This is a genomic window from Nocardia sp. NPDC004123 (assembly GCF_053603795.1).
The window spans coordinates 203,824-227,874 of record NZ_JBSGGG010000011.1 but is presented as its reverse complement, the minus strand read 5'-3'; the positions used below and the strand labels follow the sequence as shown (position 1 = coordinate 227,874).

The 24,051-nt window shown below is 67.9% G+C and carries 25 protein-coding genes and 1 riboswitch; of the genes, 9 read left to right on the top strand and 16 right to left on the bottom strand.

The genetic code is table 11. The features are described 5' to 3' along the window. Positions 1-82: 82 nt before the first annotated feature. Positions 83-649 carry a MerR family transcriptional regulator gene (locus ACWEQQ_RS18165; RefSeq protein ID WP_354850586.1) on the top strand — a complete coding sequence of 189 codons (567 nt, stop codon included), beginning with the start codon at positions 83-85 and terminating at the stop codon, positions 647-649. A 139-nt stretch (positions 650-788) separates the two neighbouring features. After that, positions 789-884, top strand: a riboswitch (glycine riboswitch). Between the two features lie 163 nt (positions 885-1,047). Beyond that, positions 1,048-3,888, top strand: coding sequence for an aminomethyl-transferring glycine dehydrogenase (gene gcvP, locus ACWEQQ_RS18160; protein ID WP_452348972.1), 2,841 nt, complete (start codon positions 1,048-1,050; stop codon positions 3,886-3,888). Between the two features lie 123 nt (positions 3,889-4,011). Here the strand turns inward: gcvP and ACWEQQ_RS18155 are convergent, their stop codons facing one another. The 5 genes from ACWEQQ_RS18155 to ACWEQQ_RS18135 form a co-directional block, all read right to left on the bottom strand. Then, positions 4,012-4,422, bottom strand: coding sequence for a DUF7144 family membrane protein (locus tag ACWEQQ_RS18155; RefSeq protein ID WP_452348971.1), 411 nt, complete (start codon positions 4,420-4,422; stop codon positions 4,012-4,014). An 88-nt stretch (positions 4,423-4,510) separates the two neighbouring features. After that, on the bottom strand, positions 4,511-6,187 hold the full coding sequence (locus ACWEQQ_RS18150) for a VWA domain-containing protein (protein WP_452348970.1): 1,677 nt from the start codon (positions 6,185-6,187) through the stop codon (positions 4,511-4,513). Positions 6,188-6,317: 130 nt separating this feature from the next. Next, positions 6,318-6,584 (bottom strand): WhiB family transcriptional regulator, encoded by a 267-nt coding sequence (locus tag ACWEQQ_RS18145; protein ID WP_354831710.1) that lies wholly within the window; start codon positions 6,582-6,584, stop codon positions 6,318-6,320. 77 nt (positions 6,585-6,661) lie between these two features. Next, positions 6,662-7,207 (bottom strand): HNH endonuclease, encoded by a 546-nt coding sequence (locus ACWEQQ_RS18140; RefSeq protein ID WP_452343711.1) that lies wholly within the window; start codon positions 7,205-7,207, stop codon positions 6,662-6,664. Positions 7,208-7,260: 53 nt separating this feature from the next. Then, on the bottom strand, positions 7,261-7,386 hold the full coding sequence (locus ACWEQQ_RS18135) for a hypothetical protein (protein WP_379386308.1): 126 nt from the start codon (positions 7,384-7,386) through the stop codon (positions 7,261-7,263). Positions 7,387-7,662: 276 nt separating this feature from the next. Here ACWEQQ_RS18135 and ACWEQQ_RS18130 point away from each other — a divergent pair, with 276 nt between their 5' ends. The 6 genes from ACWEQQ_RS18130 to ACWEQQ_RS18105 all read left to right on the top strand — a co-directional run bounded on the left by ACWEQQ_RS18130 (position 7,663) and on the right by ACWEQQ_RS18105 (position 12,429). Next, a complete protein-coding gene (locus ACWEQQ_RS18130) occupies positions 7,663-8,652 on the top strand; it encodes a LysR family transcriptional regulator (RefSeq protein ID WP_452348969.1) in 990 nt (329 codons plus the stop codon). Beyond that, complete coding sequence (locus tag ACWEQQ_RS18125; RefSeq protein WP_452348968.1) at positions 8,600-9,412, top strand: amidohydrolase family protein; 813 nt, start codon at positions 8,600-8,602, stop codon at positions 9,410-9,412. The genes ACWEQQ_RS18130 and ACWEQQ_RS18125 overlap by 53 nt, the downstream gene beginning before the upstream one ends. 319 nt (positions 9,413-9,731) lie before the next feature. After that, positions 9,732-10,136: a YidH family protein gene (locus tag ACWEQQ_RS18120; RefSeq protein WP_452343714.1), complete on the top strand. Its 405-nt coding sequence runs from the start codon at positions 9,732-9,734 to the stop codon at positions 10,134-10,136. Continuing rightward, positions 10,133-10,438 carry a DUF202 domain-containing protein gene (locus ACWEQQ_RS18115; protein ID WP_452343715.1) on the top strand — a complete coding sequence of 102 codons (306 nt, stop codon included), beginning with the start codon at positions 10,133-10,135 and terminating at the stop codon, positions 10,436-10,438. Before ACWEQQ_RS18120 ends, ACWEQQ_RS18115 begins: the two co-directional genes overlap by 4 nt. A gap of 468 nt (positions 10,439-10,906) precedes the next feature. Beyond that, on the top strand, positions 10,907-11,650 hold the full coding sequence (locus ACWEQQ_RS18110; RefSeq protein WP_452348967.1) for a hypothetical protein: 744 nt from the start codon (positions 10,907-10,909) through the stop codon (positions 11,648-11,650). After that, positions 11,647-12,429, top strand: a complete 783-nt coding sequence (locus tag ACWEQQ_RS18105) for a hypothetical protein (RefSeq protein WP_452348966.1) — start codon at positions 11,647-11,649, stop codon at positions 12,427-12,429. Before ACWEQQ_RS18110 ends, ACWEQQ_RS18105 begins: the two co-directional genes overlap by 4 nt. A 5-nt stretch (positions 12,430-12,434) precedes the next feature. Here the strand turns inward: ACWEQQ_RS18105 and ACWEQQ_RS18100 are convergent, their stop codons facing one another. From ACWEQQ_RS18100 to ACWEQQ_RS18070, 7 genes are all read right to left on the bottom strand, one after another. Beyond that, positions 12,435-13,328 (bottom strand): IclR family transcriptional regulator, encoded by an 894-nt coding sequence (locus ACWEQQ_RS18100; RefSeq protein WP_452343718.1) that lies wholly within the window; start codon positions 13,326-13,328, stop codon positions 12,435-12,437. Then, the gene (locus ACWEQQ_RS18095; RefSeq protein WP_452348965.1) at positions 13,325-14,566 is read right to left on the bottom strand and encodes a 3-hydroxy-9,10-secoandrosta-1,3,5(10)-triene-9,17-dione monooxygenase oxygenase subunit; all 1,242 of its coding nucleotides are present in this window, start codon (positions 14,564-14,566) and stop codon (positions 13,325-13,327) included. Before ACWEQQ_RS18095 ends, ACWEQQ_RS18100 begins: the two co-directional genes overlap by 4 nt. A 191-nt stretch (positions 14,567-14,757) precedes the next feature. After that, positions 14,758-15,192 (bottom strand): hypothetical protein, encoded by a 435-nt coding sequence (locus ACWEQQ_RS18090; RefSeq protein ID WP_452343720.1) that lies wholly within the window; start codon positions 15,190-15,192, stop codon positions 14,758-14,760. Positions 15,193-15,316: 124 nt separating this feature from the next. After that, positions 15,317-15,457, bottom strand: coding sequence for a hypothetical protein (locus ACWEQQ_RS18085; RefSeq protein WP_452348964.1), 141 nt, complete (start codon positions 15,455-15,457; stop codon positions 15,317-15,319). A gap of 25 nt (positions 15,458-15,482) precedes the next feature. Then, positions 15,483-17,048 (bottom strand): aldehyde dehydrogenase family protein, encoded by a 1,566-nt coding sequence (locus ACWEQQ_RS18080; protein ID WP_452348963.1) that lies wholly within the window; start codon positions 17,046-17,048, stop codon positions 15,483-15,485. Positions 17,049-17,122: 74 nt separating this feature from the next. Beyond that, positions 17,123-17,995: an SDR family NAD(P)-dependent oxidoreductase gene (locus tag ACWEQQ_RS18075; protein WP_452343723.1), complete on the bottom strand. Its 873-nt coding sequence runs from the start codon at positions 17,993-17,995 to the stop codon at positions 17,123-17,125. After that, positions 17,992-18,618 carry an AMP-binding protein gene (locus tag ACWEQQ_RS18070; RefSeq protein ID WP_452343724.1) on the bottom strand — a complete coding sequence of 209 codons (627 nt, stop codon included), beginning with the start codon at positions 18,616-18,618 and terminating at the stop codon, positions 17,992-17,994. The genes ACWEQQ_RS18075 and ACWEQQ_RS18070 overlap by 4 nt, the downstream gene beginning before the upstream one ends. A gap of 179 nt (positions 18,619-18,797) precedes the next feature. Here ACWEQQ_RS18070 and ACWEQQ_RS18065 point away from each other — a divergent pair, with 179 nt between their 5' ends. Next, positions 18,798-19,367 carry a TetR/AcrR family transcriptional regulator gene (locus ACWEQQ_RS18065; protein ID WP_452343725.1) on the top strand — a complete coding sequence of 190 codons (570 nt, stop codon included), beginning with the start codon at positions 18,798-18,800 and terminating at the stop codon, positions 19,365-19,367. Positions 19,368-19,470: 103 nt separating this feature from the next. Here ACWEQQ_RS18065 and ACWEQQ_RS18060 read toward each other — a convergent pair whose 3' ends face one another. The 4 genes from ACWEQQ_RS18060 to ACWEQQ_RS18045 all read right to left on the bottom strand — a co-directional run bounded on the left by ACWEQQ_RS18060 (position 19,471) and on the right by ACWEQQ_RS18045 (position 23,585). Further along, on the bottom strand, positions 19,471-21,390 hold the full coding sequence (locus ACWEQQ_RS18060) for an alkyl/aryl-sulfatase (RefSeq protein ID WP_452348962.1): 1,920 nt from the start codon (positions 21,388-21,390) through the stop codon (positions 19,471-19,473). A gap of 133 nt (positions 21,391-21,523) precedes the next feature. After that, a complete protein-coding gene (locus tag ACWEQQ_RS18055) occupies positions 21,524-22,156 on the bottom strand; it encodes a TetR/AcrR family transcriptional regulator (RefSeq protein WP_452349014.1) in 633 nt (210 codons plus the stop codon). Between the two features lie 437 nt (positions 22,157-22,593). Further along, positions 22,594-23,460 (bottom strand): metallophosphoesterase, encoded by an 867-nt coding sequence (locus tag ACWEQQ_RS18050; protein WP_452343727.1) that lies wholly within the window; start codon positions 23,458-23,460, stop codon positions 22,594-22,596. Further along, positions 23,457-23,585 (bottom strand): hypothetical protein, encoded by a 129-nt coding sequence (locus tag ACWEQQ_RS18045; protein WP_452343728.1) that lies wholly within the window; start codon positions 23,583-23,585, stop codon positions 23,457-23,459. The genes ACWEQQ_RS18050 and ACWEQQ_RS18045 overlap by 4 nt, the downstream gene beginning before the upstream one ends. Positions 23,586-24,051: the final 466 nt, after the last annotated feature.

Below are 24,051 nucleotides of genomic sequence, written 5' to 3'. Positions count from 1 at the left end.
GTAGCCTCGATTGTTAGGCCAACGCTCCAGCGTCGATTGACAGAGCCCGAGCCCTGATAGGTAAGCAGTAAGGGAGTAGTCAGTGGGAGATCAACCGCAACCTCAGGATGTGGTGCAGCCAGGGCTGTTCCCCGATGACACGGTGCCCGACGAACTCGTCGGCTACCGCGTGCCCAGCGCTTGCCAGGTGGCCGGCATCACCTACCGCCAGCTCGATTACTGGGCCCGCACCGGACTGGTCGTCCCGTCCATCCGCAGTGCCACCGGATCCGGCAGCCAGCGGCTGTACTCGTTCAAGGACATCCTGGTCCTGAAGATCGTCAAGCGGCTCCTCGACGCCGGCATCTCGCTGCAGAACATCCGCATCGCCGTGGATCACCTGCGCAGCCGGGGCGTCGAAGACCTCGCCGGTATCACCCTCTTCTCCGACGGCACCACCGTCTACGAGTGCTCCTCCGCCGAAGAGGTGGTCGATTTACTGCAGGGTGGCCAGGGCGTGTTCGGCATCGCCGTCAGCGGCGCCATGCGCGAACTCACCGGAGCGATCGCCAACTTCCCGGCCGAGCGCGCCGAGACCGCGACCACCTCGGACCGTCCCGAGGACGAGCTGTCCTTCCGCCGCAAGGCCCGCATGAGCAAGACCGGCTAGGCACCCTTTTCCGGACGCGCGTCGCTTCTTGCGGCGCGCGTTTCGGGTATCCGGGGCGGGCCTTTTGAACTGCGCCACAGTCTGAAACCTGCCCAGGCAACATTCTTGTAACCTGGCGCCGCTTAGACTGACAGTGCGTCGCAGCCGTGCGGGAGAGTTCCGGGGATAGTCTCGGACGCCGAAGGAGCAGCACCTCCCCGTCAATCTCTCAGGCACCAGGGACCGTGCGGAGTTTCGACGCCTCTGGAAAGTGGTGACCTCGCGTCACCCGCCCATGGTGAAAGGTCAACGGCCGCAAGGCCGGGGTCCGAATCTCTCAGGCATCGAGGACAGAGGGGGAGGGCAGACGACACGTCGGCCGCCGAGCCGACCCCCGCCCACCCCTTTGGAGAGCAGCCGTGATCTGGACTCGATCCTTCGCCGACCGCCACATCGGCCCCGACAGCGCCGAGACCGGCCGCATCCTGGAGGCCGTGGGCGTCGAGTCGCTGGACGAACTCGCCACCCGGGCCGTGCCCGCCGGCATCCTGGATGCGCCCGAGGGCAACGGGCTGAACGCGCTGCCCGCCGCGCTCTCCGAGCACGAGGCGCTCGCCGAGCTTGCGGCGCTGGCGAATTCGAACACCGTGGCCACCTCCATGATCGGGCTGGGCTACTACGACACCCTCACCCCGCCGGTGCTGCTGCGCAATCTCGTCGAGAACCCGGCCTGGTACACGGCGTACACGCCGTACCAGCCGGAGATCAGCCAGGGCCGGCTCGAGGCGCTGCTGAACTTCCAGACCATGGTCGCCGACCTGACCGCCATGGAGGTCGCCAACGCCTCCATGCTGGACGAGGCCACCGCGGCGGCCGAGGCCATGACACTGCTGCAGCGGGCCAACCGCAAGAGCAAGTCCGAGCGGCTGCTCATCGACACCGATCTGTTCCCGCAGACCCGGACGCTGCTCTACACCCGGGCCGAGCCGCTGGGCATCGAGATCGTCGAGGCCGACCTGGCGGCCGGGCAGCTGCCCGAAGGCGACTTCTTCGGCGTGATCGTGCAGCAGCCGGGCGCGTCCGGCCGGATCGTGGACTGGGCGCCGGTCATCGAGGCCGCGCACGCGCGGGGCGCGCTGGTGGCGGTCGGCGCGGATCTGCTTGCGCTGACGCTGATTACGCCGCCGGGGGAGCAGGGCGCGGACGCCTGTTTCGGCACCACGCAGCGCTTCGGCGTGCCGCTGGGCTTCGGCGGGCCGCACGCCGGCTACCTCGCGGTGCACAGCGCGCATGCGCGACAGCTGCCGGGCCGCCTGGTCGGCGTCTCCGTGGACGCGGACGGCAACCCGGCCTACCGGCTCGCCCTGCAGACCCGTGAGCAGCACATTCGCCGCGAGAAGGCGACCTCGAACATCTGCACCGCGCAGGTGCTGCTGGCCATCCTGGCCGCCATGTACGCCTCGTATCACGGCGCGGACGGGCTGCGCTCGCTCGCGCGCCGGGTGCACGGCCACGCCCAGTGGCTGGCCGCCGGACTCGGCGACGCGGTGGTGCACCAGAGCTTCTTCGACACCGTGCTGGTGCACGTGCCCGCGGGTGCGGAATCCATTGTGACCAAGGCGAAGGGGCGCGGGATCAACCTGCGGCTGGTCGATGCCGATCATGTGGCGATCGCCTGCGACGAGGTCACCACCGACGCCCACATCGTCGACGTGCTGGACTGCTTCGGCGCGGAGATCCCGGTCGGCCCGGAGGGCGCGCTCTTCCACGGCAAGCAGCGCCCGCACATCGAGGTCCGCACCTCGGAGTACCTGACCGCGCCCGCGTTCACCAGGTACCGCACCGAGACCGCCATGCTGCGCTACCTGCGCGCGCTGTCGGACAAGGACATCGCCCTGGACCGCAGCATGATTCCGCTCGGCTCCTGCACCATGAAGCTGAACGCGGCCGCGGAGATGGAGTCCATCACCTGGCCGGGCTTCAACCGGGTGCACCCCTACGCCCCCGTCGAGGACGCCCCGGGCCTGATCAAGCTGATCGAGGACCTGGAGGGCTGGCTGTGCGCGGTCACCGGCTACGACCGGGTTTCCTTGCAGCCCAATGCCGGTAGCCAGGGCGAGTACGCGGGCCTGCTGGCCATTCGCCGCTACCACCTGGATCGCGGTGACTCGCACCGGGACACCTGCCTGATCCCCTCCAGCGCGCACGGCACCAATGCCGCCTCCGCCGCCATGGTGGGCATGCGGGTGGAGGTGGTGAAAACCCGCCCCAACGGCGACATCGACCTCGACGATCTGCGCGCCAAGATCGCCGACCACGCCGAGCGGCTGGCCTGCATCATGATCACCTACCCGTCCACCCACGGCGTGTACGAGCACGAGGTGGCCGAGCTGTGCGGGCTGGTGCACGAGGCCGGCGGCCAAGTGTACGTGGACGGCGCGAACCTCAATGCCCTTGTCGGACTGGCCCGTCCGGGCAAGTTCGGCGGCGATGTCAGCCACCTGAACCTGCACAAGACCTTCTGCATCCCGCACGGCGGCGGCGGCCCGGGCGTGGGCCCGGTCGCGGTGCGCGAGCACTTGGCGCAGTACCTGCCGGGCAATCCCCTCGAAAAGGGTTCGCACGCGGTGTCGGCGGCCATGTACGGCTCGGCCTCGATCCTCCCGATCACCTGGGCCTACATCCGCATGATGGGCGCCGACGGCCTGCGCCGCGCCACCCTGACCGCCATCGCCTCGGCCAATTACATTGCGCGCAAGCTGGATCCGCACTTCCCGGTGCTCTACACCGGCGACAACGGCATGGTCGCCCACGAGTGCATCCTGGATCTGCGTGAGATCACCAAGCGCACCGGCGTCACCGTCGACGATGTGGCCAAGCGCCTGGCGGACTACGGCTTCCACGCTCCGACCATGAGCTTCCCGGTCGCGGGCACCCTCATGGTGGAGCCCACCGAGAGCGAGAACCTCGAAGAGCTGGACGCTTTCATCACCGCCATGATCGCCATCAAGGGCGAGATCGACCAGGTCGAGGCCGGGGTCTGGCCGGTCGAGGACAACCCGCTGCGCGGCGCGCCGCACACCGCGGAATGCCTGGTGGGCGAATGGGATCACCCCTACAGCCGCGAACTCGCCGTCTACCCGATGGGCGTGAAGCACGCCCGGGCCAAGGTGTGGCCCTCGGTGCGCCGCATCGACGGCGCCTACGGCGACCGCAATCTGGTGTGCTCGTGCCCGCCGCTGGACGCGTACGCCGAGTGATCGGCGACTGACCGTCGAACAGTGAAGCGCCCCATCGGTTCCGGAACCGATGGGGCGCTTCACCGTTGTGCCGCAGGCACTATCGGCGCGGCGGTGCCGCGGGCACGGTCATCGCGCCGGGGCTCAGACGGTGACGGGCTTGTAGGTGGAGATGGCCCAGATCACCACGACGTCGAGCGCGATGATGAGCAGCGACCAGGCCGGGTAGTAGGGAATCCAGAGGAAGTTCTCCACGATGGACAGGGCCGCCAGGACCAGGGCGGCGACCCGGCCCCAGGTGGTGCCCCGGAGCAGGCCGATCGCCACCACGATCTCGAGGATGCCGAGGACGATGTGGATCCAGCCCCATCCGGTGGTGTTCATCTTGTAGACGTAGTCGTAGCCGACGACCAGCAGGTCGTCCGACGCCACCGCGGAAATGCCCTGCAGGATCGACAGCGCGCCGACGACGAGCAGCAGGATGCCCGCCGCGATCGTCGTTCCGGCGGCGAAGCCCTGTTTCAGTGTGGGTTCGGGACCAGTGCTTTGTGCCATTCGCCGAATATGCCACGGGTTTGCTGGCGAATGCGGAAAGCGCTGCCGCCGTGTTGCCGTGCCCTTGCCGCCCTGGAATTCGGGCCGGTCAGGGCGTGGTCAGCGCCTGTGAGACCGCGGTGCCGAACGGCAGCTCCGCGGTGGTGTTCACCTTGGTGTAGGTGCCGCCGGTGCGCTGGGTGAGGGTCTGCAGGGTCTGGGTGCCGGGCCCGCCGACCACGATGACGTCGATCCGCACCGGATGCGCCGGATCCGTCACGGCGGCGATGTCGGCGAGCAGCTGATCGCCGGTGACCGTGGAATCGTCCTCGGGGCCGTCGGTGATCAGCAGGATCGAATTGGTGCGGGCCGCGGCGTAGTTGGCGAGCACGTTCTTGTAGGCGGCCTGCAGCGTGGGATAGGTGCGGTCCGGCTTGGAGGTACTCGCGGTGACCGTGGTCAGGGCCTGGCTGATGGCGGTGCGCTGATCGTCCGACAGCGGCGCGGTCGGGGTCAGGACCTTGTAGGGGTTGTTCCCGTCGAGGTTCTTCGAGTACTCCCACACGCCCAGGCCGAAGCCCGGCGGCATGACGCCCATCGTGGACTCCAGTGCCGCGGCCGCATTGGCGAGACGGGTGCCGTAGCCCTCGGTGGTGGACATGGAGGACGAAACGTCGAGCAGCACGGTGGCCTGCACACCGAGCACCGGATGGGCGAGGATCTGGCCCACCTTGTCCAGGACCGCCTTCGCCGGGACCGGGGCGGTGGCCGGGGGCGCGGCGCCGAAACCGTTGTCGGTGAACAGCTTCGACTGGTCGGGGGCGCGCAGGAAGTCGGCGAACAGGCCCGCGATCAGATTCTGGGTCTGGTCCACCCACGAGCCGGTGAGCTGGGCGGCCGGGTAGTCGGCGACCGGGCCCGCGCCGTCGGGGCGGAAGGCGGTCAGCCCGTTGCGGGCCCGGATCTGCTGCTCGGTGGCGGCCACCGCGTGCACTGGAGCGGTGGCCGGGTCGGGGGCTCCCGAGAGGTCGGTGAGCGCGCCGGCCACGTCCTTGGCGGCGGGTGCGCCCGCGGCCAGGCCGGAGATGGCCGAGACCACCTGACCGGTGGCGACGGCCTTCTCGTCGAGGGGATCGGTGCCGGAGACGCCCGAGCCGACCGCGGCCGCGATGGCCAGCGAGCCGTCCCCGGCGGGCATGGCCAGGCGCAGCTTGCCCCAGGTGGGCAGCCCGAGGTCGGCGAGCGAACCCTCTTGCAGCCGGGGCAGGTCCGACCAGTGCACCTTGGCGGTCTCGAGCGCGCGGCGCAGGTCGTCGGGGACGGCCAGGGAGATGGGGCTGACCGCGATGGGGGCCGGGGTGCCCGCGATCAGGCCCGGTACGCGCATCTGCTCGACCGAGCGGGAGGACTCCGGAATCCAGAGCGCGGGCTGCGGGCCCAGCGCCGGATCCCACGCCTTGCCGGAGGTGAAGGCGGCGACCATGGCGGCCGAGGGCTGTGCGGCCACGGCCACCTCGGCGCAGTGGTCGCGCACGTGCGGTTTGGTGGCGTTGAAGCGGTCGGCCGCGGCCTTGACCGGGGTGAGGATGTCGGGATCGACGGTCACGTTCAGGGTGGCGGTGCCCTCCACGCAGGAGGCGGCGGCGCGGCTGTCGCGCTCCTTGGATCGATCCGACAGCCAGGCCCAGCCGACGACGGCCAGCGCTAGCACTGTCACCGCGACGACTGCGATAACCGGTCCCTTGCTGACACCTCGTGACCCGCCCGCGGCGCGATGAGTTCCCACGAGCGACCATCCTATGTTGACGGGATGGTAGCCACCTGTGCCAGGCGGTTACGCGCAGTGCGACCGGCCTGGACCCGGCGGGCCAGCGACGACAACGGCGGTGACTCCGAGGGGAGCCACCGCCGAGGTGTCAGTCGCGAATCAGCTTGCCGCGGTCGTACTCGTGACCGCCCCAGACGCCGGACTGGCCGGTGCGGGCCGCGAAGTCACCGCATTCGCGGCGGATCGGGCAGGCCGCGCAGATGGTGCGGGCGTAGTCGAAGTCCTGCGAGGGGTACGGGAACCACGCCTCGTGGTTCGGGTCACCCTTGCAGGCCGCGCGCTGCCAGTAGTCCTTCGAGTCGGAGATGGGGAGCAGATCCGCCAGGGTCGGCTCCCGAAGTGCAGTGTTCGTCATCGGATCTCGCTCCTCTCATGTCCGATCACGCGGTGCGGGTGTTCTTCGTTCATCGAGATCGGTCCCGGTCCCGGTCTTCAGGACGCCGCCAGTTCCTTCCAGACCTGACGCTGGGCCCGCTCTCTGTCATTGGGGGCTTTGGGCTCCCACAGCAGGCGCATGCCGGCCTCCTCGGGAGTCCGGTCCGCCTTGTACGTATTGCAGGGACCGCACGCGGCGACGAGGTTGGCCCAGGTATTGGGCCCACCCCTCGAGCGCGGGCGGATGTGGTCGACGGTGCGGGCCCAGTCGTTGCAGTACCCGCAGCGGTAGCGGTCGCGGCGCAGGACCGCGGCCAGGGTGGCGCGGCTGTCGTCGTCGTGCACGAGGATCCGGTGCTCGAGGTAGATGTAGCGGTGCAGCCGGATGGTCTCCGGCAGCGCCAGCTCCAGGTGCTTCGAGCGGATCGGGAAGTGCGGCCGCCGATCGGTGACGGTCTCGGCGGCGCCGCCGAGCAGCAGCACCACCGCGCGCTCGGCGCGGATCGTGGTCAACGCCTCGTAGGAGGCGTTGAGCAGCAGCACTCCGGCGTGTATCCAGTTGTCGGTGGTTATCTCCGGGTCGTCGGCGTGACGGAACAGCATGGGGGTCACCATGTTTCGTGAAAGGGATGGAACAGAAGGAGGGAGTTGCCCGCTTACGCGTGGGCCTGGAGACGGCCGATGTTCCGGTCGTCGCCGCGCAGGCTGCGCTCGGCATGGCGCACGAGTAGGGCGCGCTGTTCGGGCGAACTCGGATACTGTTCGCTGAACCTCGGATTCATTGCCGTCTCCTCCTCTCCTGCTGGTCACGACCGTGACGGTCGGCTGATCATCGGTGAAAAACATGGTGGCACAACGGACCTGCCGTTGTCGGGTGATTTTTTCGCCCCCTGACTCCGGGGTGCCCGCGTGGAGCGCGGACCTGGAGCCGTGGAGGTACAACGAAGGCCATCGGCCATTTGTTCCGCGGAGATCCGCAATTCATCGCCGGTTACCTGCCGGGGCTAGCGTGGCTGGTATCGCGACGAGCGTGGCGGGTATTACCGAGGAGCCGGCCCATGGAGATCCGACATCTGGTCTCGTTCATCACCCTCGCCGAGGAGCTGCACTTCGGGCGCGCGGCCCGGCGGCTGCATCTGACGCAGCCGAGCCTGAGCGCGCAGTTGCAGAAGCTGGAGAAGTCGATCGGCGTGACGCTGGTGGCGCGGAACTCCCATGAGGTGCGGCTCACGCCGGCCGGGCGGGAGTTCGAGCTACAGGCCCGGCAGATCGTGGCGCAGCTGGATCGGGCGGCACGGGCGGCGCGGGCCCTGGCGGACGGCCGGGTGGGGACGGTGAATGTCGGCTACAACCTGCCCGCGAGCCGGCACGTGCTGCCGGGCACGCTGGTCCGAATGACCGAGCGGTATCCCGATGTCGAGGTGTCGCTGTGGGAGAAGCGGACCGGCCCGCAGCTCACCGCGCTCGCGGAGGGCGCGCTGGATGTGGCCATGGTGTACGGCCATCCGAGCACGCCGGAGTTCCGGTACCGGCGGCTGCTGCATCGGGTGCCGCTGGTGGCGGTGGTGGGCAGGCGGCATCGGTGGGCGGACCGGGCGGGGGTGCCGTTCGCCGAATTGCAGGACCAGGAGTGTGTGCTGTTCGCGCGGGAGCAGTGCCCGGCCATGTACGACAACATCTTCCGGGCGGCCGCGCAGTCGCGGATCTCGCTGAATGTCACGCAGTACGCCGATGATCCCGGGGCGACCGCGCACATGGTGTCGGTGCGGCCGCTGGTGGGGTTCGCGTCGCTGCCGCGCGCCATCTCCATGGGGATGGGTGGACCGGGAAGTATGCCGGTTGCGGTGAAAATCGTGGATCCGGTGCCCACACTGGATCTGTACGCGGTGTGGCGCAGTGCGGAGACCAATCCGGCGGTGGCCGCGTTCCTGGAATGTCTGGACGGTCCGGAGCCGGCGAGCGCTGCGGACCCGGAGAGCAGTGGGGTGGTCAGTGATGACGATCGACGCCTGGGCACAGCATCCGACGGGTCGCTTTCTCGAGCGTGACATCTTCGACTCGCTGCGGCGGTGGACCGGCGATGTCATCCCGTCGGAGGAGATTCCGCTGAAGGCCACGCTGGCCGCCATGGACGCCGGCGGCGTGGATCGGGCGCTGCTGTCGGCGTGGTGCGCGCCGGAGGGCGTGCTCATCTCGAATGACGAAGTGGCCCAATGGGTTGCGGAGGCGCCGGACCGGCTGATCGGGGTGGCCTCGGTGGATCTGCGGCGGCCGATGGAGTCGGTGCGGGAGCTGCGGCATCGGGTGCGGGAAGAGGGGTTCAAGGGGGTGCGGGTGCTGCCGTGGTTGTGGGAGGTGCCGCCGACCGACGCGCGGTTCTATCCGCTGTACGCGGCGTGCGTGGATCTGGGGATTCCGTTCTGCACGCAGGTCGGGCACACCGGGCCGCTGCGGCCCTCGGAGCCGGGGCGGCCGATTCCCTATATCGACCGGATCGCCCTGGATTTCCCGGAGCTGACGATCGTGTGCGGTCATGTCGGTTATCCGTGGACCGAGGAGATGATCGCGGTGGCGCGCAAGCACGAGAACGTGGTCATCGACACCTCGGCGTACACCACGAAGCGGCTGCCGCCGGCGTTGGTCGCGTATCTGAAGACCACGAGCGGGCGGCGGAAGGTGCTGTTCGGCACCAACTATCCGATGATCATGCCGCAGCACGCGCTCGACGGGCTGGGGCAGCTGGGCCTGGACGACGAGACCCGGGAGCTGTACCTGGACGGGAACGCGCGGCGGGTGTTCGGACTGTGATCATTTGAGTCCCGAGCGGACGAAGGCGTTCACGATGTGCCGCTGCAACACCAGGGATGCCGGTCCGTCCGATCGCCGACCAGAAGGCCGGAAGTCGCACCAGGCGTTCATAATTCGCCCCGCCCACGGATCTCAGGGGGGAGGTCGGGAGCAGATTCCAGGAATGGGTGGATAATTCGGCCGCCTGCTTATGGCGGTGGTTTGGGATTGATCATTGTCCGCTGACTGGGGCGGTGTTGCAGCAGTCCCGGACGCCATGCGCGGGGTCGCCCGGCTCGCTTTGTTTCGGTGAGAGAGACGTGCGCTCTTCGGTAGGCGGATGCTCGAGAGCCTGCATGCTATGGATTCTCCGTGTGACCCAGAATCGAAGCCGCTCAATGCTGTTCCCGGGGCCGAAGACGTGTTGGTCGACTACCGGTTCACGCTCGCTGCCGAGCGGACGTTCCTGGCTTGGATTCGAACCTCTTTGGCATTGCTTGCGGGAGGCGTTGCTGTGCACGAGCTGGTGCGTACGTTTGCTATTCCGGTAATGCGCACGGTGGTGGCCACCGCGGTGATCGGGCTCGCGGCGGTGGTGGCCGCGGGCGCGTACGTACGCTGGCGGGCGGTGGATACGGCCATTCGTGATGATCGGTCGCTGCCGGACTCGAACCTGATGGTGCTGCTTGCCGGGGTGATCACGATGATCTGCTTGCTTGTCGGCGTGGCTGTGGCGGTGGCATGAGCGAGCGTGATCCTGGGTTGCAGGCCGAACGAACGGCGTTGGCTTGGCGCCGGACAGCGGCCTCGGCAATGGGGGTGGCGTTGGCGTTCGTGCATTACTCGACGCGGCTTGTGGGCTGGTCCGCCCAGATCGGGATCGTGGTGCCCGCGCTCGTCCTCATGGTTGTCGCCGCCGCGGGTCATAGGCGCGGGCGACGCTTGCGGATGGACTGCTACAGCGGGATGCACCGGATTACACCGCTGGTGGTGGCCCTGCTCGTGATGGCTTCCGCTGTGGTACTGGTTACCGCCATTGTGATGTGAGTCCGCGTTTCTGGACTAAATGTGTAATCAACGACCCCCGAATCCGTCACCGGCAACATCGGCTTCCACATCGCCGCCGGCTGAAAGCCTGGCCAATCGTGGTGACGAACGTAATTGTGCGGCACCAGATCCCGGCTCAGCCCGTAGGGCGACGATGGCCGGGCCCGGAGCAATGGGCTGCACATCGGCGGTGCCGACGATGGACGTTGCCGGCATTGGGCCTTCGCGTCAGAGGCGAGAGAGACTCCGCCAGGGTGCCCGTGAATTCCGCTGCTTCAGATCCGGTTTCGGTGAGTGGAACAGTCGCGGGGTGCCGCTGACCTCCGGCTCGGGCCGCGGCGCGGTCGGATGCCACTCACCGAAATCGTGGCGTGACTCCTGCTCACGGCTCGCTAACTTCCATTCGGTCGAAGTGACCGCTCTCACATTCCGTCAGCTGATCGAATGATTCGGCTACAGAGGAACACCATGAATTCACGCAGGACGACGACGTCCGCTTTCGCCGCCTTCACCTCCGCCGCCGTCATCGGTGGCCTGGTGACCTCCGTCAGCGCCTCGGCAGCGCCCCCGGCTGCCGCTCCGACACCGGCGGTGTCGTATTCCGCCGAGCCGACCGGAGATTCGGTCACCACCACCCTCGATGGCGGGACCTTCGCGTTGTCGCCGGACGGGACCTCGGTCCTCATCCGAGACGTCGCCGGGCAGATCCTGGATGAGCTGCCATCGGCATTCCGGTTGGACGGGCAGCGGATCGGGATCGATCAACGGATCTCCGCCGACGGCCGGTCGCTGGTCTCCACGCCCGACTGGGATGCGGTGCGCCACCGGGACATTCGGCCCGTCGCGGCCCCGCTCGAAAATCAGCTGGCGATGAACGATCTCATCAATTCGGTGAGCATCGGCACCTCGATCGGCAGCTTGATCGGCACTGCGATCGGCGCGGTGGTCGGTGTGGGCGTCGGATTCGCGGTCGCGGGGGCCTCCTGCGTAGTCCTGACTCTCGGGTGCGCACTGGTGGTGTTGCCGGTAGTCACCCTCATGGGTGGTGTCGGCGGACTGGTCGGGTTGGCGGTCGGTGGTGGACCCACTGCGGCAGCGGCATTGTTCGATTACTTCACGGTGCTGCGGGCCAATCCGGGCGAGAGCAAATACGCGCCGTACCTGCCCAATCGCTCCCAGCCGGCGGCGACCGCACCCGAGGAGAACCGATGACCGCCCGGCACAATGGAACCGCTTCGCTCGGGGTCGCGGGACTCGCCGCGCTGGTGGGTGCCGGTGCCGTCGTCGCGGCCGGGCCCGGGCGCGCCGACGTCGGCCCGCCGGTCCACTACACGGTCAGCGCGGTCGGTGAGTCGGTGCGGACCGTCCTGGACGGCGGGAGCTTCGCCGTGGCCGCCGACGGGCAGTCGATCGAGGTGCACGACAACGCGGGACTGGCGGTCGATGCGATTCCGCTGACGGTGTTCGTCGGCAATGGGAGCGTGCCCGTGGCTCAGCGCATCGACGACGGAAAACGAACGCTCACATTGACTCCCGACGTCGGCGGTGTTCCGGCCGCGGCGCTGCAGCCGATCGGGTCACCGATCGAGAATCAGCTCGCGCTCACCGATCTGGCCAATAGCCTCAGCCGGGGGCCGCTGATCGGCACCGCCATCGGGATGGCGGTGGGCGCGGTGATCGGCGGTGTGCTGGGGTTGAGCACCTGCGCCGTGATAGGCCCGGCCTGCGTGGCGACGGTGCCGGCCGCGGTGCTGGTGTTCTCCGGAGCGGGCGGACTGGCGGGAACTCTGGTGGGCGGTGGTGCGGGACTGGTCGACGGGGTGCGCAAGTATCTGATCACCTTGCAATCCGCGCCGGGCGAAAGTCCGTACGCGCAAACCGGATTGGTCGATCCGGACGGCACCGGCGTCCCCGACGCGATCCTCCGGCTCCCCAGCGGATCGTCCAACGGGCTCCGCAGCGGATCCTCGGGCGGGTCCTCCCACCGCTGACCGGTTCACAGCAGAGCATCGTCGTCGAGCAGTGCCAGCACCTGTGCGACCAGCGTGTCGGCGGGCGTCGATGACGACAGCTCGGTGCCGTCCGGGTTCAGCCGCGACGACGCCCGCCGGGCCGCCTCGATGACCAGCGGGGCGAATCGTTCAACGGTGGTGGCGGTGCCGGGCGTGCTCACCCCGAGCGCGCCGCGGATGCCGTCGGCACCGCGGATGACCGTTGCGACGCCGTAGATTCCGGGCAGATGCTCACCACAGTCGAACGCCAGCCCATGGCGGGCGCGGATGCGGTGAAGCTCGGCGTACAGCACCGGGAGACTCGTGATGGTGGCGGGCGTGTACGGTCGCAGTCGGCCGGCCAGGCTCGTCTCGGCCTCCTCCGGGTCGATACCCGCGAGCAGCGCCTTGCCCAGGGCGGTCGCATAGGCGGGCGCGCGGTGCCCGACACGGACCGCCGAGGCAGACGGGAGTCGGGTAACCCGGTCGAGTATCACAACCTCGTCGAAGTCGAGGAGGCCGAGATACGCTGTCGCACCGGTGGACGCATGCAGTTCCTCGAGTGCGGGCAGCGCCGCGACGCGCAGATCCTCGTCGGTGTCGTGGCCGCCGCCCAGCCGCAGGGCGCGCGGTCCCAGACCATACCCGCCAGGACACTGGCGCAGCCAGCGCAGCCCGGCCAACTGCTCGAGGATGCGGTAGCAGCTCGACCGCGGAAGTCCGGTGTGCGCCACGACTTCGTCGAGCCGCATGCGCACCGACCGATCGTCGAACAGATCGAGGATGAGCGTCATGCGTTCGAGCATCGACGGCGGCGGGCCTTCGGCGTGCGGCCCGCCTTCGCGCAATCTGGTTTCGGACCGTAATTCCTTGGGGTAGTGGGAAGTTCTCGGGTTCACGCGATCACCATGTCGTCGCTGATTTCGAGCCCGAATGCCCATCGGCCATAGAGCCGCAGAGCCGGTTCGGGCTGGTTGACCAGGTGGGCCGCTGCGGTATGCACATCCCGCCAGACCCGTTCGATGCTTGCGCCCTCGCGGATGGCCTCCGCCCCGGCCGACCGCCGCAACAATTCGAGGGCGTCGAGCGCGCGCTCGATGGCCCGTACTTGGTCGCGCCTAGTGCGCAGCCTCAGTTCCGTTGTGAGTACTGTGCCGGCGGCCACCGCGGCGGTCGATTCACTCGCGTCCCGTTCCAATTGCAGGATCGACGCGTCGATTTCGGCCAGCCCGCGCGCGACTGCGGCCTGGATCGCTGGATCGGTGACCGACCGCGCACCAGCCAGGCTGAACGCGGCGCGCTGACCGGCACGGTCCAAGTACTCCTCGAACGCGCCCTGGACGGCGCCGAGTACCGGCATGCACGCGGCCAGGCTGTACACGATCGCGAGTGGGTAGGGACCGGACGGAGGCTCGGTGCCGACCATGTCCGCACCGCCGGGCTGGGGAGGGAAGCGGATCCGATGCGCGGGGACGAACGTCTGCCGTGCCGTCACGCGCCTGCTGCCCGTACCGCGCAGGCCGACGGTGTTCCAATAGTCGCCGAGGGCGAGCTGCGAACGCGGCACGACAGCGGTCGCGAGGCCGACCGGACCTCCGTCGGATCCGGTTGTCAACGCCGCCAGCATGACCCACCCGCAATGCTCGATCGCGGGCACGTTCGACCACGCACCGTCCAGCAGATACCCGCCCTCGGTGGGCGTGAGCCGCCCGGCAGGCGCGTGCGACGCGGTCACCAGAGTATTCGGCGTCGATCCCCACACCTCCTGTCGCGCAGGCGGTTCCAGCAGTGCGACATGACACGTCGCGGCACCCAGCATCGCGGCAACCCAGCCGGTCGACGGGCAGGCCGCCGCCAGGGTGCGCACCGCCTCGAAGAAGCCGAGCAGGTCCGCGGGCCCATGCTCGGCGAGCGGACGCACAAGCGTGAACAGCCCGGTCTCGACTATCGCCGTGATCACCGCCTGCTCTGCAACGTGATCGCGATCGGCGCGTTCGGCGTGCTCTCGGACCATCGGCGTCAGCGCCGCGATCGCGGCCGACACCGCGTCGCGGGCGTCGATAACCGCACCGGCCGCCGAGCGCATCCGAAATCGCGACTCGGTGGCGATGTCCGTCACACGGGATCGGCGCGTCATCGGTATCGTTCCGCTCAACGAAATCACCTGCCTTCCATCGTTTTCCCGCTCTTACCTTCGGCTATGTCACGCGGCGGTGGCGAAGGTGACCTTCAGCGAGGTGTACCTGCGCGTTGAGGCGCGGCGGCAGTAGTCCAGCGCCGATGCGGCTGCGGTCGCGAACGCAGTCGTTCGTGGCGGGCGCTCTGCCTTCACGATCGGACGGATCCCGCATCGACCGGCGGGACGGTCAGGTGCCGATGCAGCAACGGACCGCCGACCGCGATGGTGAGTGCGAGTGCGAGGCCGACGAGCCGACGGACCTCGGGCAGCATCGGCTCGAGCAGCCAGGTCGCGGTCATCGCGGCCGCGACGAGGGCGGCTTTCGCCGCGGAGAGCCGTCGCAGGGATATCCGGGGAGCGGTGGTGGGCTTGCCGGCCGCCCACCGCTGTCTGATCAGGTGCGCCGCGGTCGGCACCACCAGGAGCACGACCCCCAGCCGGAGGCCGTGTTCCCACAACGGCCCGGTTTGCAACACCCACAGCAGGCCGACCGTCACGCCGGCGAGCAGGTAGCCGGCCCACCTCCGCGCCGCCGTCGAGCGCATGCTCTCGGCCGGAATGCGCTCCGGGGCACGGTTTTCCATGGACAACGGGTCTCCCTGGTGCTCGGACGATGGTCGATCGGGCGGCAGCCCGGCCGACCGGCGAGGTCGAGAGGCGAGTGCGGCGGGTCCACACTCGCCCCGTTCCCCGCGCTGTTCCGCGAAATCAGTTCGCCAACGCATCCGCTTTCACCAGTGTTTGCGCGTCGAAACGGTCGTCGTAGGTGGCGGAGGGTCCGGCCGCGAATTCGACGTGGTCTTCATCCAGGATGAAAGGATTCACGGTTCTTCTCTGCTCGATGCTCATTGATGTTCGGGGACTGTGTGTTTCGTCATCGATTGCGCGCCGGAAGCCGCCACATCGACGCGCTGCCGACCGCGGCGACCGCGGCGAGCAACCGGCGCACGACCCGCGCCTTTCGCGGGCCGTACGGGTACCACAGCGGTTCCCAGGGCAGGGGACGCACGCGCGGTGCGGTGATCGCCTGCTGCCGTGTGTACTTGCGAAGGCCCGCTGCTCCGCCCAAACGTGCGCCGGATCCCGACCGCTTCCACCCGCCGTGGGGCAGCCCCATCTCGAAAAGATTGGCGACCGTGTCGTTGATGTTGATCGCACCGGCCTCGAGCACACGGGCGATCCGCTCGCCGCGGGACGTGTCACGGGTCCACACCGACGCCGACAAGCCATAGCCCGACTGATTCGCGCGCCGGATGGCCTCGGCGGCGTCGGCGACCTTGACGATCGGAATGGTCGGCCCGAAGGTCTCCTCGCGCATGCACGACATCGTCTCGTCGACGTCGACGAGCACGGTCGGCGCGAGAAAGGCACCGTTGCAGCCATCACCGCCACCGATCAGCGCTCTGGCCCCGGCTTGGAGAGCCTGATCGATATGACGCTGCGCGATCGCGTGCTGGGCCGGTGTGGCCATGGCGCCGATGTCGACGGAGTGGTGCACGCGGTCGTCGCCTTGGCGTAGCGCGGCGACGTAGTCCACCAGGTTCGCGACGAACCGGTCGTAGATAGGCGCCTCGACGTAGACCCGCTCGATCGAAACGCATGCTTGCCCAGAGTTGAGCAGTGCGCCCCAAGCGATTCCGCGCACCGCGCGATCCAGGTCCGCGTCGGCCAGCACGATCGCCGGATCCTTGCCCCCGAGTTCCAGGCTGTAGGGGATCATCCGGTCCACGCAGCGGTGCGCGATGACCTGCCCGGTGCGGGTGGACCCGGTGAACTGGACGTAGTCCACGTTCTCCACCACCGCGGCACCGGTCGCGCCGTCGCCGGTCACCACCGCGAACACCGGCGGCGCCCCGATCTCCCGCCAGCCGCGCTGCAATTCCAGCGCGGTCAACGGCGTCACCTCCGAGGGCTTGAGCAGCACCGCCGCACCGGCGAGCAGGGCCGTGATGGCGTCCGCGCCGGGAATCAGCAGTGGGAAATTCCACGGCGAGATCACCCCCACCACCGGGTAAGGACGGTGGATCCGCATCATCCGCTTCGGTGTGCTCAGCAGTCCTGACGGCCGGACGCGTTCGTCGGCGAGGAATTCCGTTGCGTGCCGGGCGAAATAACTGATCGCCTCGGCCACGAACGGCAATTCGATGTCCGCTTCGGCACGCGGCTTACCCGACTCGGACTGCAGCACATCGGCAATGTGGTCCTGTTGCGCGAGCAGCCAATCGCGGAGCTTGCGCAGCCACCCGGCCCGGGCCCGAGGCCCGATCGCCTCCCATTCCCGTTGCTGCTCACGCAATTCCCGGACGATCGCGGCCACCGCCTCGGGCCGCTCATTCGGCACCCTGGCCAGGACCGTGCCGTGGATCGGAGACAGTACCTCGATCTCATCGGTCCTGCCGGGGTCGTGCTGTGCTGCATCCTCCGCACCCGACCCGCTCATGCCGTTTTCTTCCGGCACGAGCGGGGTCCCTGCGTGGTTACGCTCCTCCGCTACCGCCTCCGGGCCCGACGCGCTCATGCCGCGCCGCCGGTGAGCCGTCGGTGGTAGCGCTCCCGGAGCACGGGGTCGACGTGCGTGGCACCGACGTCGATCTTCAGCGCGTGCAGCAGCGCGTACTGTGCGGTGGCGGGCAGGATCGTCATCGATGCGAGAAGTCGGCCGAGCGATTTCGGAATCACCGCTCGCCGTTTGCCTTTCGCGACCGCCGCGACGATTCCAGCAGCCACGTCCTCGGGATCGACGGTCGAGATGCCTGTCATCCATCTGGGCATTCGTGTTCCGGCGGACAGCTCGGTACGCACGACGCCCGGCAGTACGAGCGTGACGGCCACACCTTCGGTGCGCAGCTCACGCTCGAGCGTCTCGGTGAACCCGATGACGAAACGCTTTGTCCCGCAGTACGTGGCCAGGCCCGGCAATACCGTCACGCCGGCCAGTGACGCGACATTGACGACGTGTCCGCTGCCCCGCGACCGGAACCGCTGTACGGCGAGCCGCGAGCCGGTGAGGACGCCGGTCACGTTGATGTCCACCATCCGCGCGGTCATCGCGGGATCCTCGTCGGAGAACAATCCGGTCGGCATGATGCCCGCGTTGTTCACGAGTACGTCGAGCGGACCCAGCCCGGCTTCGGCGGCGTCGAGATAGGCCGCGAAGGAGGCCGGGTCGGTGACATCGAGCGGCAGTCCGAGGATGCGGGCGGCGGTGCGGGCGGACAGTTCGGCGGCGGTCTCGGCGGCGAGTTCGGCGTCGATGTCACCGATCGCGACGTTGGCGCCGGCAGCGAGAAACGCCGCCGCGGTCGCCCGGCCGATGCCCCGGGCGCCGCCGGTAATGGCGATGGTCTTGCCGTGCAGTCCTTTTGGTGAATCCGATGGCTGGTTCATATCAGACACTCGCTTTCGTGGTGTAGAGCGCTTCGATCTCGTTGGCGTATTTCGCCGAGATCCGGCCGCGCTGGAGTTTCAGGGTGGGGGTGAGCTCGTCTCCGCCGGGCTCCCAGTGCACGGGCAGGATTGTGAACTCCTTGATCTGCTCCACCCGTAACGGCTTCGAATTCGCCTGCGCGACAGCCGTCTCCGTCGACGCAGACGACGTGCTGGACCTTGCCGTCGCGGCGTGCCTCGAGCACCTTCGGTAGGAACTGCGCTTCACACACGACGACGGTGTTCTCGGCATTGCTGAACAGATAGGCGATCTGCTCGACGCTGCTGGTGTTGTAGATCGAGAACGGGGTCGCTCCGAGGTGATAGTTGGCCGTGTCGACCAGGTGGAATTCGGGCCGGTTGGTCAGCATGATCGCGACTATGTCGCCGCGGGAGACGCCGAGCGCCGCCAGGCCCGCGCCGATGTGCCGTACTCGCTGGGTGTATTCCCGCCAGGTGATCAACACCGCGCCATCCGAGGTGCGCAGCGCGATCTGGTTGGCGCGTGCCGCCGCTGTGGCCTGAAACAGTTCGCAGAAGCTGTCGGCCTCGCGTATCCGCTCGATCGCCGTTGATTCGGGCATGGGGATCCTTCAGCCAGCCATGGGTACGGTTCGCGGTAAGTTTGTACCCAAATGAGTACCCGGTCAAGAGTCTCTGTACGATTAGCTCCTGAATTTCGAGCCAATGGAGAGTCGGAAGCGAAGGATCACCGATGCCAGCTACGCGGACCAATTCACGCCGGACGGGCACGGTGCGCCGGATGACCGAGGAGCGGCGCGACGAGATCCTGCAAAACCTGGAAAACATCATCCTGGCCGAGGGCTTCGGCTCCCTGACGATCGACGAAATCGCCAGCCGGCTGCAGTGTTCGAAGTCCACCCTGTACGCCGTTGCGCCGAGCCGCGAGCAGCTGATCATCAAAACGTTCGAGCGCGTCTTTCGCGTCCGAGCCGAGAAGATCGATCGGCAAGCCCGCGCGGCGGACGCACCGCGAGAACGAATCATCAACTATATCAACGGAGTTCGCGACGAAATGGCGACCCTCTCGCGTGCCTGCTATGCGGACATGCGAGCCTTCGAGCCTGCCGATGATCTGTACCGCCGCAACGCCCACGCCTCGGCCGACCGGTTGCGCGAATTCATCGACGAGGGCATCTCGGACGGATCGTTCCGTCCGGCGAACGCGGAATTCCTGGGCTTGGCAGTGAATCTGTTGCTGGAGTCCGTGCTCGACGGAACCTTCGTCGAGCGCCTCCGGATGTCGGACGCCGACGCCTACGTCGAGATCACCACCTTGATCTTGCACGCATTGTCTGCGCCCGCACGGTGAGGGCGAGTTCACCAGATAGACGTACCCGCGCCGCTCTCCCCGCCCGGCCGGAAGCCGCTGAAGATCGAAATATCCGGCCGGGCAACATGATTCACTTCACCGCTCAGCCACCGATGGTCTCCAGGCGATCCGGGGTGACGATCGCGAAATCCGGGTCGAAGGAGTCCAGGATGGAGGCGAGGGCGACCAGAGGCGCCGGGTCGCCCTCGATGCGGAGATCGCCCTTCTCGATGGCCGCCCGGGCCGCAGCCGGAAGCTGCAGGGCCGCCATGCTTGCGCGAGCTCCGATGAGGGTGGTCCCGACGCCGGCGGCATGACCCGGGCGAGCGTTGAGGACGCCGTTGCGGACCCACATCGTCCAGTCGGCGCCGCAGTCGGTGAAGGTGAAGTTGACGCGGATGTCGACGTCGGCGGCCTTGTCGCCGATCACGCGGATCGCGAGGTAGTCGAAGAGCAGGTCGATCGGCATCGCGCCGATCACGTCGGGGACGTCGGCGGTCACGTCACCGCGAAGTTGGATGCCGTCGCGCAGTTCGAGGGCGGCGGTCAGGAATATCGCCCGGTACTGCGGCACCTCGGCCTGGTAACCGAGCTGTTCATAGGCATCGGCTTGCAGTTCGCGGGCCTCGGTGTGATCGGGGTCGGCGAATACCAGATGGTGCAGAACCTGTACGGCCCAACGGTAATCACCGGCGGCGATGGCCTTGCGTCCCTCCTCCAGGATCCGGTCCACGCCGATCAGTTCGACATGCCGCCGGGCGTTCTCCTCCGGAACAAGCGGGTAGATGGTGGCCGGGTCGCCGTCCCAGAAACCGAGCTCCTTGTGGAACACCGCGCGCACGTTGTGATGCAGACCGCCATGGTAGTAGCGGTTGAACCACTTCTTGCCCAATGCATCCGGCAACTCGACGACCTCGGCGGCCTCCAAGGGGGTGAGTCCTTGATTGGCCAGTCGCAACGCCTGATCATGGATGAACTTGTACATGTCGCGCTGACCTTCCAAGAAGGCCACCACGTTCTCGTTGCCCCAGACCGGCCACGAGTGCGGGCCGAAATGCACTTCGGCCTCATCGCCCCAGCGCACCAGAGTCTCGTCGAGGTAGCGGGCGAAATTGCGGGCATCGCGGGTGCGGGCGCCACGGATGGTCTGGATGTTGTGCATCGAGTGGTTGGCGTTCTCCGCACAGGTGAGCGCCTTGATCTCGGGAATCCAGATGTGCATCTCCTCGGGCGCCTCGGTATCGGGCGCGTAGAGGAATTCGAAGGTCCATCCGCCGAGCGTGCGCACCTCACCGGTGCGGGTGATTGGGTCGGTCGGCGACAGATAACTCATATCGGTGCCGATTTTCTCGGATCCGGCCGCCAAACCCATCGTGACTCTGCCGCAATCGCATTGCGGCAGCAGCCCACCGAAGGTATAGCCCATCCGGCGCAACATGGCATTGCCGGCGATGACGTTCTCACCGAAGGCGTGCCGGTCGAAGGACTCTATGGTGCCGGGCGCGATGATCGGCACCCGCCCCGCCGCCACATCCGCCTCGTCGACGACGCCCTTCACCCCGGCGAAGTGGTCGGCATGGGTGTGCGTATAGATCACGGCCACAACAGGTTTGTCGTTTCGCAACTCCGCACGGAACAACTCCAGCGCCGCCCGGGCCAGCCCGACGCCGGTGCTGGTGTCGATGATGACCAGCCCTTCCGGCGCATCGACGATCGTCAGATGCGAACCCAGCCGCACCTGATACAGCCCGTCGACCACCCGGTACAGGCCGCTGCGTTTGATGAGCTGCGACTGCCGCCACAGGCTGGGGTGCACGACCGCCGGAGCTGGGGCGTCATCGGTGATGTAGTCCAGCGGCTGCTGGTCATAGTGGATTCGGCCGTCCCTGTCACGGAGTAGCCCCTCGTCGAAGCCCGCGAGGAATCCGCGGTCGACGTCGTGGAAGTCTGCGCGATCCTGCCAGGGGAAGTAATCGGCTGCGGCCTGGTTGGCGGCGGCGGTGATCTCGGTTGCCGGTTTCAAGGAATGCTCCGATCGAACTTTGGCTACATGCGTGTCCAGAATAGAACAATTGGATACGACTGTGTCCAGAACGTTTACACAAGTCACCACCGGCGTCGGCCTTCGCGGCCCTGCTCAGGCGAATTGCAGCCGGTCAGACCACCGATTCGAACGGTGCCAGCAGCGGCAGCGACAATTCCGTCGCGTACGCGGCCGCCACCTCCAGGTCCTCACCCAGTCGACCCGCGATCCACTCCTGGATCAGTTCGACTACCGCACCGGTGAACATCGCGGCACTGACGCGGGCGAGGCGGGGATCCTCGCCGGGTCGTTCGGCGGTACTACGTTCCAGCACCCCTTCGATCAGCATCCGCTGCCCCGCCTCGCGCCGCGCCACCAGCACCGGATTCGCCCGTGCCTCGGTGAACAACACACGTCCCCGGCGTGGATCGGCGGCACAGAACTCCAACACCGATCGCACGATCAAACGCCGACGCCGCGCGGGCCCCGGGTCCGGCGTGATCGCCGTCCGCACGTGTTCGGTCAGCGCGTCGACCACAGCGTCGTACACCGCTCCGAGCAATTCGTCTGTATTCGCGAAGTTTTCGTAGAAGTAGCGGGTGTGCAGTTGTGCGGCGCGCGACACCGCACGGACCGTGACCGCCCCCTCCCCCTCGGTCCCAAAAAGCTCGAAACCGGCCTCGATGAGCAGTGCACGGCGCTCACTGCGCCGCTGGTCCATTCGCACGCCCGCCCACCGCGTCGCCGCAGCGGATTCCGAGCCCATCGAGTCGGTCACGACCTCAACCTAGCCCATTCTGGCAACACCCGTAGCCACCCGTGGCTCAATCCGTCGATACTCCGTCCACTTCCGCCGAGACCCATCAGCACCAGCTACCCGCAGTCGAACGACAGTCCGGCCGAAGGCCCAATTCGGCACCGGCCACACCCGCAGTGTGCACACCGGTCCGATGCCCGGCCGAGCTGCCGGTCACCGCGAGCAACAGCAGTTCGATCGATTGCTCTGGTCAGTGACCGGCTATACACAACGGCTGACCAGGGGCTGATAGGTCCACACCACCAGCAGTATCAGTGTTGGTGTGAGGTACGGGTAGGGCGTGGCCCGGCGGATCAGGCGGCGGAGCCGGGCGCGGTGCGGGCGCGCCGCCGGTGCCGGGATTAGCATCGGCGGCGAATCCTGCGGGGCGACAGTGACGAACACCGCTAGCCCCTTCCGGACTCGAGAGCCTGGAGACGCTCCTGCACCTCGGTGTCGGACTTGTCGTAGAGCCGGGTCGTGGGTGTCGTCTCGACCGCGCTGGCGATGATGGCCGTGTCCAGGACGTCGATCCGGGTGAAACCCGAACCGGCGATGCCGTATTGACGGCCCGTCGGTGACATGGCGTCGATGCGATAGGCCAGCGCGGGTCCGACCCATACCGGGATGCCCGCCAGCGCGGAGGCCGCGGTCATGTGGTTGTGGCCGCAGAGGATCATGCGGACGTCGGTGCCGGTGAGCACCTCCGCCAGCCGATCGGCATTGCGCAGCTTGAGGAATTCGGCGGCGGGGACAGCCGAGGGCAGCGGCGGGTGATGCAGCACCAGCAGGCTGCCCCGGGGCGCGGGCTCGCGGAGTTGGGCGGCCAGCCAGTGCAGCTGGCTGTCTTCGAGATGGCCGTGGTGCTGTCCGGGCGTGGTGGAGTCCAGGCCGATGACGCGCAGCCCGGCCACCTCGAGGACCTGGTCGCAGGGTGCGGTGGCCGCCGCCGAACCGGGCTCGTGCCCGAACAGTTCGACCCCGAATGCCGCTCGCTCGTCATGATTTCCCATCACATAGAGCACCTGCGCGCCGAGCTCGGCCGCCACCGGCTCCACGGCCGCGCGCAGCCGCCGATATGCCTCGGGTGCGCCGGTGTCGGCCAGATCGCCGGACAGGATGAGCGCGTCGATGCGCCGCCCGCCGGTGCGGAGCTTGTCGAGGACGTGCAGCAGGACCGCATGGGTGTCGACCGCGTCGAGGACGCGCTCACCGTTCGCGCGCAGGTGGGTGTCGGTGAGCTGGACCAGGGTCAGGATGTTCGCCGGGTTCATGATGCGGCCCCGCTGGGGCCGAGCGGCACCAGGAATTCACCGTCGGCGATGTCGAGGCCCACCTCGCGCACCGCGTACTCGGCGCCGAATCGTTTCGACACCGCGTCGATCTGCAGCCGGGCCACCGCTCTCCTCTCTCCGGGACCGCACGGGTTCTCCTTGGGACCACACCGGCTTTCGCCGAGGTCGTGCGGTGTGCTGCACCCAGTCTCGGTGCGGTGGCGCCCGGTATGGCGCGGCGATCGGCACTGCCTATCGGTCGAATCGAGCAGCGCCCTTTCCCGATCGGGAGCAACGCATGCCCGCCCACACTGACCCGTTCTCCTGAAAAGCCAACCACCTTGCCGTTGGCGATCGGGCTTCGGCGCGCTGCACCGGAACATGTTGCTGTGCAACAGCATACGTGGTGTTCGCGGGTCGCGTCGGTGCCCGCCGGGGGCTATCGGAGGTCTTCACGCTATCCGGCCGTGTCACTCGGTGTGCGAATTGCACGGCGTGGCTTCGGCCGTGATGGTGGCTCGAGGAACCGGGGTGAGGCAGACCCAAGAACCTTGGGCTGGTGCGCGTTTGAAACGTGGACTACTCAAAGTA

Bases quoted from the DNA above. Each gene is read 5' to 3' on its own strand.
- ACWEQQ_RS18155 (WP_452348971.1), bottom strand. From the start codon at position 4,422: ATGGCACAAAGCACTGGTCCCGAACCCACACTGAAACAGGGCTTCGCC.
- ACWEQQ_RS18145 (WP_354831710.1), bottom strand. From the start codon at position 6,584: ATGACGAACACTGCACTTCGGGAGCCGACCCTGGCGGATCTGCTCCCC.
- ACWEQQ_RS18140 (WP_452343711.1), bottom strand. From the start codon at position 7,207: ATGCTGTTCCGTCACGCCGACGACCCGGAGATAACCACCGACAACTGG.
- ACWEQQ_RS18135 (WP_379386308.1), bottom strand. From the start codon at position 7,386: ATGAATCCGAGGTTCAGCGAACAGTATCCGAGTTCGCCCGAACAGCGC.
- ACWEQQ_RS18130 (WP_452348969.1), top strand. From the start codon at position 7,663: ATGGAGATCCGACATCTGGTCTCGTTCATCACCCTCGCCGAGGAGCTG.
- ACWEQQ_RS18125 (WP_452348968.1), top strand. From the start codon at position 8,600: ATGACGATCGACGCCTGGGCACAGCATCCGACGGGTCGCTTTCTCGAG.
- ACWEQQ_RS18120 (WP_452343714.1), top strand. From the start codon at position 9,732: ATGCTCGAGAGCCTGCATGCTATGGATTCTCCGTGTGACCCAGAATCG.
- ACWEQQ_RS18115 (WP_452343715.1), top strand. From the start codon at position 10,133: ATGAGCGAGCGTGATCCTGGGTTGCAGGCCGAACGAACGGCGTTGGCT.
- ACWEQQ_RS18110 (WP_452348967.1), top strand. From the start codon at position 10,907: ATGAATTCACGCAGGACGACGACGTCCGCTTTCGCCGCCTTCACCTCC.
- ACWEQQ_RS18105 (WP_452348966.1), top strand. From the start codon at position 11,647: ATGACCGCCCGGCACAATGGAACCGCTTCGCTCGGGGTCGCGGGACTC.
- ACWEQQ_RS18095 (WP_452348965.1), bottom strand. From the start codon at position 14,566: ATGACGCGCCGATCCCGTGTGACGGACATCGCCACCGAGTCGCGATTT.
- ACWEQQ_RS18090 (WP_452343720.1), bottom strand. From the start codon at position 15,192: ATGGAAAACCGTGCCCCGGAGCGCATTCCGGCCGAGAGCATGCGCTCG.
- ACWEQQ_RS18085 (WP_452348964.1), bottom strand. From the start codon at position 15,457: ATGAGCATCGAGCAGAGAAGAACCGTGAATCCTTTCATCCTGGATGAA.
- ACWEQQ_RS18080 (WP_452348963.1), bottom strand. From the start codon at position 17,048: ATGAGCGGGTCGGGTGCGGAGGATGCAGCACAGCACGACCCCGGCAGG.
- ACWEQQ_RS18075 (WP_452343723.1), bottom strand. From the start codon at position 17,995: ATGAACCAGCCATCGGATTCACCAAAAGGACTGCACGGCAAGACCATC.
- ACWEQQ_RS18070 (WP_452343724.1), bottom strand. From the start codon at position 18,618: ATGCCCGAATCAACGGCGATCGAGCGGATACGCGAGGCCGACAGCTTC.
- ACWEQQ_RS18065 (WP_452343725.1), top strand. From the start codon at position 18,798: ATGACCGAGGAGCGGCGCGACGAGATCCTGCAAAACCTGGAAAACATC.
- ACWEQQ_RS18055 (WP_452349014.1), bottom strand. From the start codon at position 22,156: ATGGGCTCGGAATCCGCTGCGGCGACGCGGTGGGCGGGCGTGCGAATG.
- ACWEQQ_RS18050 (WP_452343727.1), bottom strand. From the start codon at position 23,460: ATGAACCCGGCGAACATCCTGACCCTGGTCCAGCTCACCGACACCCAC.